This is a genomic window from Pseudoalteromonas sp. TAB23, from assembly GCF_000498075.1.
Taxonomy (GTDB): domain Bacteria; phylum Pseudomonadota; class Gammaproteobacteria; order Enterobacterales; family Alteromonadaceae; genus Pseudoalteromonas; species Pseudoalteromonas arctica.
This window is the reverse complement of the sequence record NZ_AUTP01000233.1, coordinates 1-21,635: the sequence shown is the minus strand read 5'-3', so window position 1 is coordinate 21,635 and position 21,635 is coordinate 1. Positions and strand designations below refer to the sequence as shown.

The following is a 21,635-nucleotide window of genomic DNA, read 5'->3' as shown; positions in this document are numbered from 1 at the left end:
ACACACAGGATACGCATGAATAAACTAACCAATCTTTATGATGCAATATTGGGTAAACTATCATTTTTAGATGGTTTACCTGCATTGCTATTTCGCTTGATTTTAGCCCCTGTTATGATCATTGCAGGTTATAACAAACTTGCTATAAGCGGTGAGACAGAAGGTTTCTTTGATAACTTTTTAGCATCTCCAGATGTAGTTCAATGGTTTGGTAATAATGAATGGGGTTTAGGATTACCGTTTCCTGACTTACTAGCTTTTTTAGCTGGCTGGAGTGAATTTTTAGGAGGTTGGTTTTTATTAGTTGGCCTTTTAACTCGCTTGGTCAGTATCCCACTTATGTTCACAATGGTTGTCGCTGCAACCTCAGTGCATTGGCATAATGGTTGGTTTGCAATAGCACCAACTAATCCAGAAACAAGTGCTGCGCAAGTGCTCGATTGGTTATCAATTCCGGGCGCTAAAGAAAGCCTTGAAAACTCACTAGAAGTACAAGACCGAATAGGTAAAATTCGTGGCTTAGTTGAAGAACACGGGTTTCCTGATTATCTATACGAAAAGGGCAAGCCGTCTATTTTAAACAACGGTATAGAATTTTCGGCAATTTATTTTGCTATGCTTCTTAGCTTGTTTTTTATGGGCGGTGGGCGTTTTGTTAGTATAGATTACTGGTTAAGGCGAAATATTGTAAAAGAATAACGTATTTAATCTACTTTACTAACGGCCGCATAGCTTAACCCTTTGCGGCCGTTTTGCATTTTAATTTCTCGGTATTTATTTTTTAAGGGTTTAAATGTTACTCTAGCGTTTTGAATTTTGAGGAATCGTTATGAACGCTATCGAGCTTTTACTTACCCGCCAATCAGACTCTAAACTAACAGAGCCGGGCCCTACGCCTGAGCAGCTCGACATAATTAAGCAAGCAGCATTACGTGTTCCTGATCATGGCTGTATAGCACCGTGGCAGTTCATTGTTGCTCAAGGTGATGCACGCAATAAACTGGGTGAAATTTACCATCAAAGTGCAGTGGCAGAGCAACAAGAAGAAAAAGTAATTAACCGTGCTAAAGAGCTTCCCCTTCGTGCGCCTATGATTGTAATAGCAATTGCTAAATATCAAGAACACCCAAAAGTTCCTCGAATAGAACAAGTACAAAGCGCAGGCTGTAGTGTATTAGCGATGCAACAAGCTGCATTTGCCCAAGGGTTAGGCGGTGTTTGGCGCACAGGCTACTTTGCACAAAGTAGCGCGGTTAAAAAAGCGCTTAACTTACATGAGCAAGATGAAATAGTAGGGTATTTATATATAGGTACACCCGAAGTCGATTGTAAAAAGTCGCCTCGCCATAAGCCAGAAAACTATTTTAGTAATTTGTGAAATAGTATGAACTTTGCGCAACTTACATAGTCATAATTCATTAAGGTTACAAAGAGTATTATTTAAAAGTTAATGACTTGGCTGTAAGAAGCGCTTGGAAGCACTAAATTTACTAAATCTTCTTCAGTTTGTTTTTTAATCGGTTGTTTTTTGATACATTATGGAAAGTCTTAATAAAAATAACGATAAAGAAGACGAAAACTATGGGAAATTTATTTTTACGTGAAAAAGAGAATTGGCTAGCATGGTCAATTTGGGGAATCATTGGTGCTTTTGTAACACTGTATGTTGCAATGAGCACAAATGCATCACATTTTATAGCCGGTTCAGCAATGGGCATGCTTGTGTTGTTAACATGGTGGATGCACCAGTCCAAACGTTTCGACTTTGGGCGTGCATTTAAAGTATGTTGCTACGTTTTATCGCTTAGTGTGCTACCAGCTTTTATGTTTGTTGTAGTACCAAGTGATGATTTAAATCGATTTGATTTAATTTTTCAAGGCGTTACCTTTACTGCACTGAGTATATTGGCTTGTTTAATTTGTTCTTGGATTGCTCGCAGACCAAAACAATATTATTAATGCGTTTAACTTTAGTCCATTAACTACACTTTTATTAAAGTGAATAGCTTAATAAAATAACAAAGTGGATGTATTTCACCCAATAAATTAATATTTTATATTAATTTCTATTTAGCTCTTTACAAGTTATGTATTTAGCCATATTATTCGCGCCGTGCGGAGAGATGGCAGAGTGGTCGAATGCACCGGTCTTGAAAACCGGCATGGGTTTATAGCCCATCTAGGGTTCAAATCCCTATCTCTCCACCATTATTTAAAAAAACCGCCTTATGGGCGGTTTTTTGCTTTGTGGAGTTTCTAAATGACTAAAGCAACAAACCTACCAACCTCGCAGAAATTAATAAAACATCTTTTATTATGGACGGTATTTGGTTACTGCTATCAAAGTGCTATTAGCTTATTAGTAAAAATGGCTATAGACGCTCAACCAGAGTATCCATTAATTACCGGTTTAATTTATGGTGTTGGTTTTAATGTTTTAGCTGCCCATCTTATTACCAAATACGATAAGCATTGGCCAGTTATTGGCTCTGTTTTTATTGGTTGTATAGGGCTGCTTGTAGTGCCATTTTTACTGTTTGGCGAATCAGGATTACTAACAATGCCTCTACTTGTTGGAATTTTATTCAGTTTGCCGCTTTGTAGTTATATTGTTGGCCTAATTAAGCTAAAACTCAGCAAAAACTAGCCCCAAACGCGGTTTATTTTGTGATAGCATAGTCGCGTCTTTTAACTAACAAAACGTGAAAAACACATTATGTCAGATAATTTTACTACAGATGCTGAAAAAGCAAGTTACGGTATTGGCTTACAAATGGGTGAGCAACTTAAGTCTAATCCTTTTGAAGGCTTAAACCTAAATTCAGTATTTGAAGGCATGAAAGATGCGTACGCTGGTAGCGCATTTCAAGTTGAGATCCCTGAGATCCAAGCTGCATTTGAAAAAATAAACGAAGAGATTCAAGCTCGTCGTGAAGAAGAGTCTAAAGTACTTTCTGCAGAAGGTATTTCATTCTTAGAAGAAAACGCAAAACGTCCTGAAATCACAGTAACTGAGTCTGGTCTTCAATACGAAGTACTAGCAACTGGCGAAGGCGAAAAGCCAACAGCTGAGTCTACAGTACGTGTTGATTACCACGGTACACTTATTAACGGTACTGTGTTTGATAGCTCATACGAGCGCGGTCAACCAGCTGAATTTCCAGTTGGTGGCGTGATCAAAGGCTGGACTGAAGCATTACAAATGATGCCTGTAGGTACTAAATGGCGTATCTACGTTCCTCATGAGCTTGCTTATGGTGAACGTGGCGCAGGTGCTGCAATCGCACCTTTCTCAACGCTTGTATTTGATGTTGAGCTACACGAAATCATTTCTTAAATTAAATAAATTTTAGTTTAAGAATTTAAAAAGCCGTATTCAATTTGAATACGGCTTTTTTGTGTTTGTAATTTAAGAGTTTTATACCAATTAGCTTAATTAAGTGATCTGTTTTTCGCTAAGAAAATTGTGTCGATAACAGGGCAAAAATTTCGTTGTTTAGTTGTTATCACTAATTGCTCCTGCATTGCTCTACTTCCGCATCTATGCAGCCGTATATCAGAAATTCTTAACGCAGTTAGCGTCAGGTTTAATCCTTCAAATCGATTAAGTATTACTGCGTGTTGATATTATATATTCTAAAAATAAAAAACCGCATTAATAAAATGCGGTTTTGAAATATATAATCTAAAGAGCTATTTTTTAGCTATTAAAAATAACCACGAACACCAAAGCGGAAGTTTCTGCCAGGTAGTGGGGCTTTATCTTTAATAAATGAGCTATGCACAAAACCTAACTCATCAGTAATGTTATCCACGTTTATATACAGCTGTGCATCTACACCGCCTAAACCTAATTGGTAATTAGCTTGTGCATCAAATAACGTATAGCCGTCCGTTTTTGTTTCAAATGCAGTTACATCGTTTTGATCAAAGTAATGAGTACCCGTCAGTGTTAGTTGTAAGTCACCTAAATCGTACTGTAACTCAGAGCCTAATTTATTGGCAGGGATGCGCGGTAAGTTACCTTCGTCGTCTTTTAGTTTTGCACGAGTTGAGTCACCAAATACTTTAACCATAGCGCTTGGGGTTACTTGGTAATGTGCGTCAAACTCAATTCCATAAAGCTCTGCGTCTTTACTTGTAAACTGATAAACCGCAACAGCATCGTCATGTGCACCAATAGCTGATTCTAAACCATCTTCTTCATCGTAAACCAAACCCGTATTTTCTTGGAAATAAAAGTTTTTAATATCGTTATAGAAAAAGTTAACGGTGTAACCAAAGTCTCCGCTAAAACGTCTAAAGCTCAAATCTAGGTTTGTTGAGGTTTCTTGCTTAATATTTTCTGGCTCAAAATGCGCTTCATTATCTTCAATGTTGTAACCAAGACCTAGCTCATAAGTGCCAGTTGCAATGTGTAAACCGTTTGATAAAAGCTCTGCCGAAAGTGGTGCTCGTTCTGAATGAGAAATACTTGTCGCAATACTATGACCTGGCTTGTACTGCCAAATGGCACCGGCAGAGGCGCTTAAATTGGTAAAGCTTTTATTGTATCCAATAGTTTCTTCGTCGCTATGATCTATTTCTACTTCATCGTGGCTATGCTCGTGTGCCGTGATTTGGCTTTCAATTTTGTAATCTTCTATACGTGCACCTAGCTCTATTGTCACGTCGCCAAATTTACGCTCTTCAAGTAAATATAATGCGTTAGTTGTAGTTACACTCGCGGGTGTAAATGCTTCTTCACCAATTGCATCGTAGTCAGAGTCGCTATAGTGATAGCCCATCATTCCGTGCCAATCAGCAAATTTATGCTCTACATTTAAACGCGCTTCAGTCGTTTTATTTTTAAAAGTAGTACCAATTTCGCCATCTTCAATTTCGCTGTGTGAATAATCTGTATAGCCAACACGTAGGTTGATGGTTTCAATCCAGTTATTATGCAGTGCGTAACTTACAAGCCCTTGCCAGCGATCTTGCTCTAAATGTGCGTAAACTGGCTCTTCTTCAGTTTCACCTTCGTGATCGTGATGATGCTCATGCCCAGGAATACCGTAATCAGTATCAATGCTACCGTAAGAAAAACCAATCGTTAAGTGATCGCCAACATAGCTGGTACCAAAGTTGAGTGTTTCGCTATCAATAAAAGTATTTTCTACCGAGCTTTCGGTTTCAACATCGCCATCATCGTGGGCAATAGTAAAGGTAGGTGTTTGGTAATCATCGCCGCTGCGCTTGGTACCATCAAAATGAAAGTTAAAGCCTTCATTACCTGTTTCAAGTTTTGCAGCTACGGTGTTTGAATTTGACACCGTATCGTGGCTGTATTCAGCAGCGCCTGTAAGCTCGTCGATGTTGCTAGTAGGAATACGGTTATCAACCACGTTTACAACGCCACCAATTGCACCAGAGCCATAAAGTAGGGTACTTGGACCGCGCAACACTTCAATTTGTTCTGCCGCTAGGCTGTCGCTTGATGTCGCGTGGTCTGGGCCAATACGCGACGCATCGCTGGCATCTAATCCATTTTGTGTGATTTTAACGCGAGGGCCATCTAAACCACGAATAATTGGGCTTGATGATACAGGGCCAAAGTAACTTGCATTTACGCCTGGTAAACCTTTAAGAGTTTCGCCAAGTGTTGGTTTAGATTTATTTCTTAATTCATCACCTGAGAGCACGCTTACTGGCGATATCATTTCTAGGCTGTTCTTATGAAGTGCAGAGGCATAAACAACCACTGTTTCAACCGATGTTGGTTTAAGTGACACAGACAGATTATTTGAAGATTCGGTAACAGTAATACGAGAGTCTATGTAGTTGTCTTTACTAATATGTAATTGGCTGTTTGCATCTATATCGATAGCAAACTCGCCTAAATCATTACTTTTAACGCTTTGGTTTTTGCCATGGACATGGATAGAGGCATTTTTAATTAGTTGATTTTTATCATCCATTACTTTACCAGTAACGGTTGCAGCCAAAGCTGATTGAGAACATAAAACAGAAAAAATAGCAGAGGAGATTAATGTTAACTTTGTCATGGATATATTGGTTCGTGGTTATTATGTTGTGATATAATATAACACCGCAAAATTAACGAATCAACAATGTTATAGTATAACTTTGTGTTTTGCGATGAATAATCAAAAAATGACGATTAAGCCAATATTATAAAAATTCAAATAATAGGTTTGTGAATAGGAAACTTATCTATTTGACCGAAGAACTCATAGCGCTAGCCGGTAAATCTATGTATTTAATAGCGGCTATCTATCATTATCGCATCTAGTTTATGCTGCGCTCTTGTCTGATTTGTTATATCTACAGATTCAATCATTTCGCATTCGTCACGGATCATCTCTGAAATAAGGCTAGGGTAGTGGCGGCAGTCTTCTGGGCGGTCGAGGTAAATACTGCAGGTATACATATATTTAGCGAGAGGATCTTTTTTAGGCGCAATTTCTAAAAATGGGCACACTTGAAGTCTTAAGCCTGTTTTTGGGTCAAACCAAATTTCGTTGTTTTTAACGTATTCATAAATTTCGGGGTTAAAAAGCTCCCATAAATCTATTTCTTCTTTTGTTGCGCTTAAATCGCCGCCGCCATATTTAATACAGCATTTACCACACTGGTTGCATTCTTTCATAATTGGCTAATTTAGTTGGCTGTTAACGAATTTAAGTTAGTTATTAGTGTAGCACCAAATTTATTATTAACGCTCTACTGAATTTACCCATCCTTTAATTTTTGGGTGTGTAAACAATAGTTAGATACAATAACTTAAGTTAAAACCCCTTGTTACATTTTATATAGTACAGGCTTTATTTAATGGTTTACTCTAAAGGTAGCGAAAATGTTACAAACCCCGCTTGAGCAACTGTGTGATTGTTAAATGTTGCTGAGCGCAGATACCTAAGCAGGGCGTTATTATGAAAGAGGCTGTCACTAAGTTAAAAACAGAATTTAATGCAAAGTTATTGTATTGGAACAATCTTAAAAGTAGCAAAGCTAAAGCGGCAATCATCCTATTATTTTCAGTTGTCATTGCACTTAAAGTGTTTACGACCATTTTTACATTGGATTGGGTTGCAAGTTTATTCAGCGTGTAAGTTTACCAAGAGTAATTGCGATAAAGTTTAATCACAGAGTGTTTAACGCCTACGCGATGTTCATTATTAATGTATTATTACGCTATACACCAAATTAAATAAATCAGTTGTTTAAATACGTTTTATAATGACTGTAATGATACATTTTAGCTAAATTGAGTGAGTAAATGAGTTTAGCTGCATTAAAGGATAACCAGTGATGATGAATACAAAAATATATAAAGCGGTACATGATCTAGCAGAAGACTTAATGGCGGCGGCTAACAAAAATAACCGTGAAAAGTTTGAGTCGTTATTTGCTCAATTAAAAGCTATTTGTATTGAAAACGAAAACACCTCAAAAGATCACCCTGTACAATGGGAAACCTTAGCTGATTTTACCGAAGAGTTAGAAGAGGCAATTACTACTTACGAAAAAGCATTAGAGAAGTCGATTGCGATTAATAACAAAGATCACATGTCGTCGGTTTCTTTTTCAATGGCTACATTACAGCTTGAGCTTGGCCAAAAAGATGAAGCTATTAAAAACCTTCAAAATGCTAAAGTCAGCGCCAATAAAATTGAAGACAAAGAGCTTAAAGCTGAAATACACGACCTACTAGAGTCGCTTATTGAAGAAGAAGGTTAAATACATAAAAGCATAACTTATCCATATTAAATGTGATTTTTGTGGATTTAACTTGAGCTTAATAAAGCGCTGATGGTTTATACCCTCAGCGCTTTATTATGTTCGCTATAAATACTAAACCAAAAGAAAAGGCTTACTATTGAGCTAGCTTATTCATAAAATCGATAATGTACTTTGCAATTTCTACTGGTTTTTCTTCAACACTAAAGTGCCCTGAATCGAGTAAATACAGTTCAGCGTTCGGTATATCTTTTAAGTATGCTTTAGCGCCTGCGGCTATAAACGCAGGATCGTTTTTACCCCATACAATTAACGTTGGTGGTTGGTACTTGCGTAAATAAGCTTGCCACTTTGGATAGTCGAGAAGGTTGTTGTAGTAATCTTGTAGCAATTGCACTTGAATTACTCTATCGGCTTTGGTTTGTAAAAAGTGAAGATCATGCGTCCAGCTATCTGGGCTCATCACTTCTGGGTTACTTTGTACGTCTCGTAAATACTGCTTATTAATAATGGCTTGCTCGGATGTGAACGAATAAATTTTATCTTGCTGAGCTTTCGAACTATCTTCATTCGCGGCTTTAAAAAACGCTTGCCTCGTTAAGGTTAGCCCCTCCAAATACGCATTACCATTTTGTACAATAAGTGCATCAAGTTTATTAGGGTTATTTAACAACATTCTAAAGCCTACAGGTGCTCCAAAGTCTTGTATATATAGGCTGTAGCGCTTTACTTTAAGCGTTGTTAGTAAGCCTTCAACGTATTGAGCTAGTAATTCAAAAGTATATTTTTGAGTTTCTGGGTTTGGGCGTTCGCTGTATCCTGAGCCTAAATAATCGGGTGCAATTACATGATAACGACCTGATAAAAGCGGGATCAATTCTCGGTAGCTGTGTGAAGACGACGGATAGCCATGTAAAAGCACAATGGTTTGCTTATGCTGGATGCCAGCTTCTCGGTAAAATATCTTTTTACCGTTTACATTTGCATATTTGTAAGTGGTTTTTGAAGGCCATACAGCATCAGCTGCATATACTTTGGCGGTAAGTGTAGACATTGAAACTAATAAAAACACAATTAATGAGACGATGTGAGCAGGTTTTACTTTAAGATTTTTTTGTATATCTGGGTGCATAAGTAAACTCGTTATTTTTGGTAATGACGCTTTATTAATTTACCAGACCCGTTATTTACACAATTGTATTCAGTTAATAATTACAAGTTACTACTAATAAGGACACAGTAACAATACCTGTGTTTTTAAAGCACATTACCAAATATATAGTTGATTAGAGGGTAAGTGTTTTTTTAGCAGCTTTTTGTACTTTAAAAAGAGATTCGTTAATTTACTTTTGTTACAATTGAGTTGTTGGCTTACAACATTTATACAATGCTAAGTGAGTATTTTGGAGAAAGGACGTGCTCGAACAAATAGAACAATGGATTGATGCAACAAATATTAAATACAAAAACCAAAGAATTAGCTGTGAAAAATTTGCCAGTGAGTTTAATGGGTTTTATCCTACCGAATTTTTAAAAAATGCCTTTTACGTTATTGTCGATGAAATACCCAAACCTAACTTTCCTTTTTTGCGTGAAATGGGATTAGACGATTTTATTGACATGGATGCCGCAGGTACTACATACAAAAACACTTATTACATGCTTCCTTACGTAGCTGATAATTTAGCTGTGCATTTTCATGAACTTGTTCACGTAGCCCAATGGAGTGAACTTGGCGCCGAGGCTTTTATGTTGCGTTACATAACCGAAATTCAGCAGGTTGGTTATGCAGCTGCGCCACTTGAAGTCATGGCGTATGGTCTTGATAAGCACTTTACAAATAATGGCAAGAAAATAAACGTGCCTAAACTCGTGGTTCAAGCGTTGTAGTTAATTAACATTTTCAAAGGATTGCATATGACACGCTTTACTGTTTTTTTACTGAGCTTACTTAGTGTAAATGCCTATGCGGCATCGTTTGATGACGATATTGTGGCTGCGTTACTTGAAAGAACAACACATAACGTTACCTACGATGGGTCTTATCGCTCTATTGCTTATCCGGGTGGCGATGTGCCCGCTAATGTAGGGGTGTGTACCGATGTAGTTATTCGATCATATCGACTTTTAGGTATTGATTTGCAAAAGCTTGTGCATGAGGACATGTTAAAAAGCTTTGAGCTATATCCCTCTAAGCATATTTGGGGTTTAACCAAACCGGATAAAAATATAGACCACCGCCGTGTGCCAAACTTACAGGCTTACTTTAAAAATCATGGCCAAGTGCTCGCTAAATCAAGTAACGTGAACGACTATAAAACGGGTGACATTGTAACGTGGATGCTGCCAGGTAATTTGCCGCATATTGGTATGGTTGTGAATGAGTTAGCAAAAGACACAGGGAATCCATTAATTGTTCATAATATTGGTCGAGGACCTGAAAAAAGCGACATGCTTTTCGATTTTAAAATTACGGGGCATTACCGTTTCGTCCCACAAGAATATAAATAACCAGATTATAAGTATGAGTTCTCTCATTTATTGATATTGCAGTATAAAGAAAAAGGATTTTGAACGTGAATACAAAAACCGATTCAAAAGAGGCTAACCCAAAAGAGGTTAATCTTAAACAAAGTAAACTCGCTCCCAAAATAGCTAGTTTATTTATGAGTATTGCTTTTTCAGCCATAGGAACGGGTTTGTTTAGTTTGGTTGCAAGCTTACTTGGCAACGTAAATGTAACCGAAAAAACAGTTGGCAGTGTGTGGGTTTTACTGACCACATTTTTTGTTATTTTAAATGTATTTGGTGTCATTATTTGGCATAAACCGAAATGGTTAATTACTGCTATAAATAATGTGCTTAGGTTTGCTAAAGAGCGCAAAACAGCATTTTTTAGCGCCGTGCTAATGTTGATATTAATTATAGCAGGCTATTGTTTTTTTCTTTCCTTACCACAGCCAATTAGTTACAAAGCAACTCACTCTACACCTGCTGTTACCACTTTATCTGAAGTTTTAAACCCTGAACCGCTTTATATTGATTTTACTCCCGTTTTAGATGATGTAGAAAACACGGATGTAGTGTCTTACTCTGTCGCAAAGCTTGCGCTTGTTGGCAAAGTGATTCCCACAGGTATAAAAGTCACGCCTGAGCTAATTGGTGAGTGGTCTTGGAATAGTGAAAGCCAGCTTAAATTTATCCCAAAACAAGATTGGTCAGCAGGGCAAGAATATAAGGTACGTTTTGATTCATCTATTTTTAAAAGTGATATACATCTAAGCGATAATGAGCATGTATTTAAAACTCCCAACTTTGAATTAACACTAAGCTCGCTCGCTTTTTATCAAGATCCTAACGTTAAAAAAAGTCACAAGGTGGTTGCAACATTAAAAGCGACTCACCCAACAGATATAAGCACCATAAAAAATAATTTAAAGCTGACTCAATCACTTGAGCAAGATGGCAAGAACGAACTCGCACAATATAAATTTGATGTTACTTACGACAAGCATCAACGAGAGATTTACATTACTTCAGAGCAAATACGTATTCAAGATACCGAAAGCTATCTGTATTTTGTTCTTAATAACGGTGTAAAGCCGGTTATGGGTCCTTCTCAAACAACAGAAGAGATTAAAGACGCCGTGTTGATCCCAAGTGTAAATAGCTTTTTTAGAGTAAATACGGCCAATGTGTTGATGGTAAAAAATACGCAAGGGGAGCCCGAACAAACACTTGTTTTAGACTTCACAGATGATATTTCATCGCAAGATGTGGTTAGTAAAACGATTGCTTACGTATTACCGGCTAAAGATTCAAAAGGTAATTATAAGTACTTCAGTAGCCCACGAGAAGTTACTGATGCAGTGCTTAAGCAATCTCAAAAAGTTAAGTTAAATGCGATTCCTACCGCGCAAGATACAACTAAGTTACACAGTTTTACGTTTGACGCCCCTCAAAACCAGCAAGTTTATATCGCGATTGATAAGGGATTAAAGTCGACGGGTGAGTTTACGATGGTGAATAAATACGACACTATTTTAGATACGCCGGCTTATCCGACACAAGTAAATATTATGTCTAAAGGGTCTATATTATCAAAAAATGGCGATCATAAATTGTCATTTTTGACCCGCGGTGTAAACGCACTTCAAGTTAAAGTAGGTAGGGTAGAAGCCAATCAAATTAACCACCTTATAAGTCAAACCAGTGGTGATATTTCTAATCCAGAATTTAATAATTATTACTTTACAGAAGAAAACATAAGTTCAATTTTTACCAGACGAGTTAATTTAAAATCGGAGCACCCTAAAAAAGCGGTCTATTCATCTATTGATTTGAGTAGTAAGTATAATGAGTCAGTTGGTTTAGGCTTATTTTTTATAAATGCTCAAGCGTTAAATACAGAAGATAATTACGTATATGGACCCCAAGAAAAACGACTTATCCTTATTACTGATTTAGGTATTTTGGTAAAAAATAATGCAGATGGATCTCGCGATATATTTGTCCAATCTATTGAAACAGGAAAACCGGTAGCAAAAGCGAAGGTGTCGTTATTGGGTAAAAACGGATTAGTTATTTTAAATGCTAAAACAGATTCTGAGGGGCACTCATTTTTCGACAACACAACGTGGTTTACTGATGATCAAACTCCCGTTGCTTTTGTAGTCGAAACTAAAAGTGACATGTCTTTTATTCCTTATAATCGCTATGCTCGAATGGTTAACTACTCTCGGTTTGATACCGGCGGTGTAAGTTCTGGGCTCAGTGGTAGTAATAAAATAGATGCGTTTGTTTTTTCTGACCGTGGAATTTATCGACCAGGCGATAGTGTTAAACTTGCCACGATTGTTAAGCAACAAAACTTTGCAAAACTGGGCGATATACCGCTTGAACTTATAATTACCGATCCTAAAGGGACAACTGTTTATAATAAACGAGTGAGCTTAGATAAGTATGGATTGCTTGATTTTGACTTTAAAACACAAAATAGCGCCAATACCGGAACGTATTATGTATCGGTCCAACTTATTAAAAATAATAATAGCCGCGACCAATTAGGCAGTACTCAGTTTAAAGTTGAAGAGTTTGTACCAGATAGATTGAAAATTAGTAGTCAATTTTCTCAATCATCTGCAAAGGGGTGGGTAAACAGCTCAAAATTTAAAGCATTGGTGAGCCTTCAAAACTTATTTGGTACACCTGCTCAAAATAGACGTGTTACTGCTGATTTACATTTATCTCCAGCTGGTTTTTACTTTAATGAATACAAAGATTATGTGTTTTCTGATCCCCACAGTGAAGGAAAAAATATTAGACACAGTTATGAATCATTAACCGAAACCAAAACTGATGAACAAGGCAAGGCAGAATTTGATATTGACTTAACCCGCTATGAGGCAGGTACTTATCAGTTAAATTTTACAGTTCAAGGGTATGAAGAAGGCGGTGGTAAAAGTGTTCGCGCAAGCAGTTCGGTGCTTGTTTCGCCAGTTGAGCAATTAGTTGGTTATAAAGCCGATGGCGATTTAAGCTACATATCAAAAGAGTCAAAACGTGTTGTAAAATTTATTAATATTAATTCAGAAACTGAGCAAGTAGCTCGTGATGATTTATCGCTAAATTTAATAGAACAACAATATGTGTCTACGTTGGTGCAACAAAATAACGGCACTTATAAGTACCAATCGGTTAGAAAAAACAAACAGGTATCAAGCAATCCGTTTTACATTAAACAAGATGGCGCAAACTACGAATTACCCACTGCTGAACCAGGTGATTACTTAATAGAACTCGTTGATGGCAAAGGGAATACCGTTAGTAGGGTATCGTTTACGATAATCGGCACGGGTAATTTAGCGGGTAAGCTTGAAAAAAATGCTGAACTGCAAGTTCAATTAAATAAACCGGATTACAAACCTGGCGAAACAATCGAAATAAGTATTGTAGCGCCTTATGTTGGCTCGGGTTTAATTACAATTGAAACCAATAAAGTACACGCTTTTAAATGGTTTGAGAGTAAAACAACAAGTAGCATACAAACAATAACGTTACCTCAAGGGATAGAAGGCAATGCCTATGTTAATGTTTCATTTGTTCGAAGCCTTGAATCGAAAGAAATATTTACAAGTCCATTAAGCTACGCAGTCAAACCATTTGCGATTGAACGTAGTAAACGCGCAATAGATTTTGACGTAAACATACCTGATAAAGTAAAACCAGGTGACGATTTAGTCATTTCATATAGTGCCAAATCACCTTCACGTGTTCTGTTATTTGCTGTAGATGAAGGTATTTTACAAGTGGCGAATTATCGGACGCCAAAGCCGTTAAATCACTTCTTACAAAAACGTGCTTTAGAAGTCGGTACTATGCAAATTGTTGATCTTATTTTACCTGAATTTAAACTAGTGCAAGAGCTTGCAGCTGCGGGTGGTGGTTATGCTGACTCAATGGCAATGAACCGCAAGAGCAAGCAACTTAACCCGTTTTCTCGTAAGGTACAAAAACCAGTCGCATTTTGGTCTGGTATTTTATCGGCTGATGCTAAAACGAAAAAACATACGTTTACTATCCCAGATACTTTTGCAGGTCAGGTACGTGTAATTGCTATTGCCGTAAATGACGAGGGTGCTGGTGTTAAAGAAAGTACAACACTTGTGAAAGGGCCCTTTGTATTAACTCCTAATGTATTAACGACAGCAGCACCAGGCGATGAGTTTAATATTGTACTTGGTATTGCTAATGGCGTTGAGGATTCAGGTAAACAACTGCTAATTACGGTAGAAGCGCTTACTTCAAGCAACATTGAAATAATAAGCGATAAAAAATTAACGCTAAATATTGATGAAAAATCAGAAGACACATTAACGTTTAGAGTGAAAGTGCTTGATAAGCTTGGCGCTGCGTCAATTACATTTACTGCGTTATCGGGTGACAATGTTAGCCAACGCACGGCAACGTTAAGTGTGCGCCCTGCGGTTGTATTTGTTAGTAGCTTTGAAAGTGGCTTTAGTGAATCAGGTAAAAAAGAAATAGCGGTTTCGAGACAGCTATATCCTAACTTATCACAAAATAATATTACCGCTTCACAAAGCCCGTTAGCGCTTGTTGATGGTCTTATTAGTTATTTAGATAACTTTCCTCATATGTGTACCGAGCAGGTAGTGAGTAGTGTGTTTCCGGTGCTGAGTTATTTAGAACACCCGAGTTATATGGGCGATGTATCTTATAAACATGAGCGTATAAACAACTTAATAGATACCCTTCGTCAACGTCAGTTACCTGATGGCAGATTTATGTTATGGCCGGGTAATTCTAGTGCATCTATTTATTCTTCTCTTTATGTTATGCATTTTTTATTAGATGCAAAAGAAGCGGGCGTAGCAATACCTTATGATATGTGGAGCAGTGGTTTTGAAGGTGTGCGCAGTATAGCGAGCGGATCTTTAGAGACGAATGACAGAAACCGCGCTTATGCTATTTATTTGCTAACACGACAAGGTGAGGTAACAACTAATTACTTATCTGATTTAGAAAAAAGTGTAAATGCGAGTAATAGCAAAGTATGGCAACAAGATATAACGTCCGCGTTTATGGGCGCAACTTATCAGCTATTACGTGCAAGCGATAAAGCGCAAGCACTGATCAATAGCTATAAAATTGGGCAAGATACCCAACACGATAATTGGGGCGCTTACGACTCACGTTTAGCTCACGACGGACAGTATATTTATTTGTTATCAAAACATTTTCCTGCTCGCTTAAAGCAGTTAACTAAAGATGATTTGTTTAATGTCGTTGACCCTATTTTTAAAGCAGACTACAACACGTTGTCGTCTGCTTGGTCTGTACTTGCTATGACGGCATACTCAAAAGTTGCGTTATCACAAGCCCAGCCTGAAGATGTAAAAATAATGGCAACAACGACAATGGCAGAAAAAAAGGCATTAGACGTAACCTATACACCTTATCCTAAAGCCTCGTTTTTAAATGACGTTAAAACGCTTGATGTATTAGCGCCACCTCGCTCATTTTACATGATGAGCCAAGCTGGTTTTGATACAAACGTGCCACAAAAGTCATTAAGTAATGGTTTAGAAGTTGTCAGAGAATACCAAGACGATAAAGGTAATGTGATAACCACCGCTGTTCAAGGTCAAGAACTAAACGTTGTATTACGAGTGCGTAGTACAACGGGTAAAAATATTTCGGATGTTGCTGTTATTGATTTACTACCTGGTGGGTTTGAAGTACTCAGAGACAGCGTTCGCAATAGTTATAATCGCTGGACCTCTGATTATAAAGATATACGAGAGGATCGCGTTATATTGTATGGCAGCTTTGGCGATAGCATGACTGAGCTTACTTACAAAGTTAAGGCTACTGCATCTGGCAGCTTTGTAGTGCCATCGGCTTATGCTGAATCTATGTATGATTTAAGTATTAAAGCGCACTCAAAATCGGGTCGTTTTGATGTTACCGCCGCTAAATAAAAAGCTTAGTTTTATAATAAAAACGGCTTTTTTTACAACAGCACTGCTTGCAGTGCTGTTGTATTTATTTACTCCAAAGCCTGATATTACCCAGCCCAATGCTTACTCAACGGCTTTTTACGATAGCAGTGATAAATTACTTCGTTTAAATTTAGCCGCAGACGATAGATATAGATTATGGACGCCAATAGATAAAATCCCTTTGAGCGTTCAACAAGCTACTTTACTGTATGAAGACCAAGACTTTTATGAGCATATTGGTATCGATTTTATTGCTTTAATAAATGCGTTTTATACTAGCTATATTAAAAGAAGTCACCGAGTCGGTGCGTCAACAATAACAATGCAAGTAGCCCGGTTGCACTTTGGGATGAACACGCATGTTATTTTTGGAAAAGTAGAACAAATACTTCGAGCGTTACAAATTGAGAGACACTACAGTAAAAACCAAATACTCGAGGCGTATTTTAACTTAGCGCCTTATGGATCAAATATTGAAGGTGTTGGTGCAGCCAGTTTAATTTATTTTAAGAAACCAGCTATTGATCTTAATTTACCTGAGTCATTATTACTTAGCTTAATCCCGCAAAACCCAACCAAACGAAATCCCATTAAAAAATCGGCTAAACTGGTATTGCTAGAAACAAGAAAAAAACTGTTTACTCGTTGGCTTGAAAAGTACCCAGACGATAAACACTGGCTAGCACCTATGCAATTACCGATAAAGGTATATGCCTCTTCAGACTTGCCTTTTGAAGCCCCACATTTTATTAATAATTTACAAAGCGAGTACCCGCACCTAAAGCCTGGAGAATATAAAACGTCGATAGACCTTAATTTACAAAACTTACTTCAGCGCCATGCAAAAAATTACATTAATCGCAGGCATAGAGACGGGCTCAGTAATACGTCTACTATTTTACTAAATTATAACACTATGGAAGTAGTTGCTGAATTAGGCTCTGTGGATTTTTTTAATAATGACATTAGCGGTCAAGTAAATGGTGTAAGAGCTAAACGTTCACCAGGTTCAACCCTTAAACCATTTATTTATGCGCTTGCTATAGAGGAAGGGTTAATTCATCCATTAACGCTTGTAAAAGATGCCCCCAAACGCTTTGGAGGATATACACCAGAGAATTACGATCAGCAGTTTTTAGGGCCTATATCGGCTACTGAATCGCTAGTGCTGAGCCGTAATGTGCCTGCTGTTAATTTGATGTATCGCTTACAAAAAGTTGGGCTATACGATTTACTCGTTGCAGCCGATGTTAAAAAGCTTCAGCCCAAAGAATTTTATGGTTTAGCGCTTGCGCTGGGCGGCAGTGAAGTAACGATGCTTGAGCTCGTTAAGTTATACGCTATGTTAGCTAATTTAGGGGTGTATAAGGATGAAGTTATATTAAAAAAAGACGCCACTGTTATTAACGAAAACAACCCAAATAATCAAAACAATCATATCAAGCAACTCATCAGCCCAGAGGCAGCCTACCTGACTTTACAAATGCTAAGTAAAAACAGTGCAGTTGATGAGATCTCATTTCAAAAAGAAAGAAGACAATCATATCCTGTATATTGGAAAACAGGTACTTCATTTGCTTTTCGCGATGCATGGTCAGTAGGTATTGTTGGTCCGTATGTTTTAGCTACATGGGTGGGCAATTTCTCAGGAGAAGGGCACCCATCTTTTATTGGGCGACAAGCAGCCGCGCCTTTATTTTTTGAAATAATACGTTCATTAGATAGTTACGGCTTAATCAAAGGCAATATAAAACCAAGTGGTTTAAATATTACAGAAGTAGATATTTGTACAACAACAGGTGATTTACCTAATGTGCATTGCCCTAAAACAGAAAAAGGGCTTTTTATTCCAGGTAAGTCGCCAATTAAAGTGTCCGATGTACATCGTGAAATTTATATTGATAAAGTATCGGGATTACGTGCTTGTCAGTATGTTGAATCTACAACTACAAAGGCAGTTTATGAATTTTGGCCATCAGACTTAGTCAGATTATTTAAACAAGCAGGCATTGTTAAACGCCAGCCTCCACCTTATTTAGATTCATGCTTAATTAATGACACGAGTACACGAGGCTCAGCACCGAGTATTACATCCCCGAGTAATTTAATTAGCTACACGATAAGAGCCAGTAAATTGAAGCAAGAAGGCCTGCCTTTTAGCGCAATCACAGATACAGATTCACGTATTTTATATTGGTTTGTAGATAACAGCTTTGTTGGTAAAGTAGAGCGAGATACGCCTTTTTTCTGGCACCCGCAAGTAGGCGAATTTGACGTAAGAGTGGTTGATAATTTAGGGCGTAGCGCATCAGTTTCAATGCGTGTAAAGCTCGTTCAGTGATATGTAAATAAGCTAAAGAGCTAGTTATCTGGTATTAAACAATTAGATTGGCGTTTATAAGCTGTATTTAGCGTTTAGACTACTTTAAATTAATACTTACGTTGCCATTGGGTTTACAGCAGCACAACAGTATTTCGCCTTCGCGCACAAACGCAAGTGGCTCTTCGTTATATTCAACACTACCTGACACTAACGTTGCTCTACAGGCGCCGCAGTAACCTTCGCGGCATTGGAATGCGACGTCTATTTTCATGGATTCTAAGCAGTGTAAAAGAGAAGGGCAGCCAGCGGTAAATTCTATACACTGGCTGTTTTCTGCAAGCGTTATGCTTGCAGTAGACTTGTTACTCATTATAAATCAAAATCACCAAATTCTGATGCATCAACTTGAGAGTCTATTTGACCAACAAGGTATGAGCTAATTTCTGCTTCTTGAGGTGCTACTTGCACGTTATCAGACACTAACCACGAGTTTATCCATGGGATAGGGTTACTGTTATTTTCAAACTGTGCTGGCAAGCCAATGGCAGTCATACGTGCATTAGTAATGTATTCAACGTACTGACATAAAATATGCTTATTTAAGCCAATCATTGAACCATCTTTAAATAAATACTCAGCCCACTCTTTTTCTTGCTCTGCAGCATCAACAAACATTTTAATAGCTTCGTCGCGGCACTGGGCTGCAACAATCGCCATTTCTGGGTCATCTTTACCGTCTTGCATAATGTTTAAAATATGCTGAGTACCCGAAAGGTGAAGTGCTTCGTCGCGTGCAATAAGTTTAATTATTTTAGCGTTACCTTCCATTAGTTCACGCTCAGCAAACGCAAATGAACATGCAAAGCTTACGTAAAATCGAATCGCTTCAAGAATATTTACCGACATCATAGCCAGGTAAAGTTTCTTTTTAAGCTCAAACAAATTCACGATAACAGTTTTACCGTTAATCTCGTGTTTGCCTTCACCGTATAAATTGTAAAGCGATACAGAGTTGATTAAGTCGTCGTAGTATTTAGTTACGGCATCAGCACGTTCGCTAATTTTATCGTTGCTAACAATGTCATCAAAAATAAGTTCAGGTGCTTGTGTTACGTTACGGATAATATGTGTGTATGAGCGGCTGTGAATCGTTTCACTAAATGCCCACGTTTCTATCCATGTTTCAAGCTCTGGTAGCGATACAATAGGAAGTAAGGCAACGTTTGGCGAACGACCTTGTACGCTATCAAGTAAAGTTTGGTATTTTAGGTTACTTAAAAATATATGCTTTTCGTGATCGGGTAACACTTGAAAGTCTAAACGGTCTTTACTTACATCTACTTCCTCAGGACGCCAAAAGAAAGACAGTTGCTTCTCGATTAATTTTTCAAAAATTGGGTATTTTTGTTGGTCGTAACGAGATACGTTTACAGTTTGGCCAAAAAACATTGGCTCTTGCATTTGGTTATTATGGTTTCGGCTAAAAGTAGTATAAGACATGTTTATCACTCAAAAAACTATCAGAAAAAGCGGGCTAAATGCCCGCTTAAAATAAAAATCAGCAGTTATATTTTACACGCGCCGCCTTCACAATCATCATCTTCCATTTCTGGAGTATCTTCTTGCATATCTGAGGCACCATCACGAGTATTGTGGTAGTACAAGGTTTTAACACCTAGTTTGTACGCGCTTAGTAAGTCTTTTAATAAGACTTGCATAGGTACTTTACCGCCTTCGAACTTGTTTGGATCATAATTTGTATTTGCAGAGATTGTTTGGTCTACAAATTTTTGCATTATACCAACAAGCTGCAAGTAACCATCGTTTGATGGAATGTCCCACAGTAGCTCGTATTGATCTTTTAAACGCTCATACTCAGGAACAACTTGCTTTAAAATACCGTCTTTACTTGCTTTAACGCTAATATGTCCACGTGGTGGCTCAATACCATTTGTTGCATTAGAGATTTGCGACGATGTTTCTGATGGCATTAACGCACTTAGTGTTGAGTTGCGCATTCCGTGCTCTTTAATATTTGCACGTAGTGTATCCCAATCAAGATGAAGTGGCTCATCACAAATTTTATCTAAATCACGTTTGTACGTATCTGTTGGCATAATGCCTTGTGAATACGTTGTTTCGTTAAACTTAGGACAGGCACCACGCTCTTTAGCAAGCTCGTTTGATGCTTTCATCAAGTAGTATTGAATCGCTTCAAATGTTTTATGAGTCAGTGCATTTGCGCTGCCATCTGAATAACGCTTACCGTTTTTAGCTAGGTAGTATGCGTAGTTAATCACGCCTATACCTAACGTTCGACGACCCATAGTTGCATNGCAGCCGGTACTGGGTAGTCTTGGAAATCAAGTAAGTTATCAAGTGCGCGTACTGCAAGTTCAGCTAGCTCTTCAAGCTCATCTAGTGATTCAATTGCACCTAAGTTAAACGCAGACAGTGTACAAAGGGCAATTTCGCCTTCTTCGTCATTTACGTTATTAAGTGGCTTAGTTGGCAATGCAATTTCTAAACATAAGTTAGATTGGCGAATAGGCGCAACTTTAGCAATGAACGGGCTGTGTGTATTACAGTGGTCCACATTTTGTAAATAAATACGACCTGTACTTGCACGCTCTTGCGCAAACATAGAGAAAAGCTCAATCGCTTTAATGCGCTTTTTACGAATCGATTCGTCTTGTTCGTATTTTACGTAAAGCGCGTCAAACTCAGCTTGATCTTCAAAAAATGCATCGTAAAGGCCTGGCACATCTGATGGGCTAAATAACGTAATGTAGTCGTCTTTAATTAAACGAGAGTACATTAGTTTATTAAACTGTACGCCGTAATCAAGGTGACGAACGCGGTTGTCGTCTACACCACGGTTATTTTTAAGTACAAGTAGGTTTTCTACTTCTAAATGCCAAAGCGGGTAGAACAATGTTGCAGCGCCGCCACGTACACCACCTTGCGAACAACTTTTAACAGCTGTTTGAAAGTGCTTATAAAAAGGAATACAACCTGTGTGGTACGCTTCGCCGTTACGAATATGGCTA

General features: G+C 37.9%; 16 protein-coding genes, 1 tRNA gene and 1 pseudogene. 12 read left to right on the top strand and 6 right to left on the bottom strand.

Annotation, left to right across the window (positions count from 1 at the left end):
* Positions 1-15 precede the first annotated feature (15 nt).
* The 6 genes from L654_RS0114045 to L654_RS0114020 all read left to right on the top strand — a co-directional run bounded on the left by L654_RS0114045 (position 16) and on the right by L654_RS0114020 (position 3,337).
* Positions 16-699: a DoxX family protein gene (locus L654_RS0114045; RefSeq protein ID WP_024608246.1), complete on the top strand. Its 684-nt coding sequence runs from the start codon at positions 16-18 to the stop codon at positions 697-699.
* 130 nt (positions 700-829) lie between these two features.
* Positions 830-1,378 (top strand): NAD(P)H nitroreductase, encoded by a 549-nt coding sequence (locus L654_RS0114040; protein WP_007582703.1) that lies wholly within the window; start codon positions 830-832, stop codon positions 1,376-1,378.
* Positions 1,379-1,581: 203 nt separating this feature from the next.
* Positions 1,582-1,959, top strand: a complete 378-nt coding sequence (locus tag L654_RS0114035; RefSeq protein WP_007582705.1) for a hypothetical protein — start codon at positions 1,582-1,584, stop codon at positions 1,957-1,959.
* A 158-nt stretch (positions 1,960-2,117) separates the two neighbouring features.
* Positions 2,118-2,208, top strand: a tRNA-Ser gene (locus L654_RS0114030).
* A gap of 52 nt (positions 2,209-2,260) precedes the next feature.
* Entirely contained in the window at positions 2,261-2,647 is a 387-nt protein-coding gene (locus L654_RS0114025) for a hypothetical protein (RefSeq protein ID WP_024590139.1), read from the top strand.
* A gap of 69 nt (positions 2,648-2,716) precedes the next feature.
* The gene (locus L654_RS0114020) at positions 2,717-3,337 is read left to right on the top strand and encodes an FKBP-type peptidyl-prolyl cis-trans isomerase (RefSeq protein WP_007586200.1); all 621 of its coding nucleotides are present in this window, start codon (positions 2,717-2,719) and stop codon (positions 3,335-3,337) included.
* A gap of 370 nt (positions 3,338-3,707) precedes the next feature.
* Here L654_RS0114020 and L654_RS0114015 read toward each other — a convergent pair whose 3' ends face one another.
* Together L654_RS0114015 and L654_RS0114010 are read right to left on the bottom strand one after the other, a co-directional pair.
* A complete protein-coding gene (locus L654_RS0114015) occupies positions 3,708-6,044 on the bottom strand; it encodes a TonB-dependent receptor (RefSeq protein ID WP_024608245.1) in 2,337 nt (778 codons plus the stop codon).
* A gap of 215 nt (positions 6,045-6,259) precedes the next feature.
* The gene (locus tag L654_RS0114010) at positions 6,260-6,649 is read right to left on the bottom strand and encodes a YkgJ family cysteine cluster protein (protein ID WP_024608244.1); all 390 of its coding nucleotides are present in this window, start codon (positions 6,647-6,649) and stop codon (positions 6,260-6,262) included.
* 283 nt (positions 6,650-6,932) lie between these two features.
* Between L654_RS0114010 and L654_RS0114005 the strand changes: the two genes are divergently transcribed.
* Positions 6,933-7,112 carry a hypothetical protein gene (locus tag L654_RS0114005; protein WP_024590142.1) on the top strand — a complete coding sequence of 60 codons (180 nt, stop codon included), beginning with the start codon at positions 6,933-6,935 and terminating at the stop codon, positions 7,110-7,112.
* A 199-nt stretch (positions 7,113-7,311) separates the two neighbouring features.
* Complete coding sequence (locus tag L654_RS0114000; RefSeq protein WP_024590143.1) at positions 7,312-7,740, top strand: hypothetical protein; 429 nt, start codon at positions 7,312-7,314, stop codon at positions 7,738-7,740.
* Positions 7,741-7,876: 136 nt separating this feature from the next.
* Here the strand turns inward: L654_RS0114000 and L654_RS0113995 are convergent, their stop codons facing one another.
* A complete protein-coding gene (locus L654_RS0113995; protein WP_024608243.1) occupies positions 7,877-8,872 on the bottom strand; it encodes an alpha/beta hydrolase in 996 nt (331 codons plus the stop codon).
* Between the two features lie 284 nt (positions 8,873-9,156).
* On the opposite strand from L654_RS0113995, the gene L654_RS0113990 reads away from it, so the two are divergent.
* The 4 genes from L654_RS0113990 to pbpC all read left to right on the top strand — a co-directional run bounded on the left by L654_RS0113990 (position 9,157) and on the right by pbpC (position 18,603).
* On the top strand, positions 9,157-9,630 hold the full coding sequence (locus tag L654_RS0113990; RefSeq protein ID WP_024608242.1) for a hypothetical protein: 474 nt from the start codon (positions 9,157-9,159) through the stop codon (positions 9,628-9,630).
* 27 nt (positions 9,631-9,657) lie between these two features.
* The gene (locus tag L654_RS0113985; protein WP_024608241.1) at positions 9,658-10,251 is read left to right on the top strand and encodes a DUF1287 domain-containing protein; all 594 of its coding nucleotides are present in this window, start codon (positions 9,658-9,660) and stop codon (positions 10,249-10,251) included.
* Between the two features lie 65 nt (positions 10,252-10,316).
* The gene (locus L654_RS0113980) at positions 10,317-16,241 is read left to right on the top strand and encodes an alpha-2-macroglobulin (protein WP_024608240.1); all 5,925 of its coding nucleotides are present in this window, start codon (positions 10,317-10,319) and stop codon (positions 16,239-16,241) included.
* Positions 16,222-18,603 carry a penicillin-binding protein 1C gene (gene pbpC / locus L654_RS0113975; protein ID WP_024608239.1) on the top strand — a complete coding sequence of 794 codons (2,382 nt, stop codon included), beginning with the start codon at positions 16,222-16,224 and terminating at the stop codon, positions 18,601-18,603. The genes L654_RS0113980 and pbpC overlap by 20 nt, the downstream gene beginning before the upstream one ends.
* Before the next feature lie 79 nt (positions 18,604-18,682).
* Here pbpC and yfaE read toward each other — a convergent pair whose 3' ends face one another.
* The 3 genes and pseudogenes from yfaE to nrdA form a co-directional block, all read right to left on the bottom strand.
* Complete coding sequence (gene yfaE / locus L654_RS0113970) at positions 18,683-18,955, bottom strand: class I ribonucleotide reductase maintenance protein YfaE (protein ID WP_024608238.1); 273 nt, start codon at positions 18,953-18,955, stop codon at positions 18,683-18,685.
* Positions 18,955-20,085 carry a class Ia ribonucleoside-diphosphate reductase subunit beta gene (gene nrdB, locus L654_RS0113965; RefSeq protein ID WP_024608237.1) on the bottom strand — a complete coding sequence of 377 codons (1,131 nt, stop codon included), beginning with the start codon at positions 20,083-20,085 and terminating at the stop codon, positions 18,955-18,957. The genes yfaE and nrdB overlap by 1 nt, the downstream gene beginning before the upstream one ends.
* Positions 20,086-20,150: 65 nt before the next feature.
* Positions 20,151-21,635: pseudogene (gene nrdA, locus L654_RS01000000126125) on the bottom strand (class 1a ribonucleoside-diphosphate reductase subunit alpha); the annotation flags it as partial.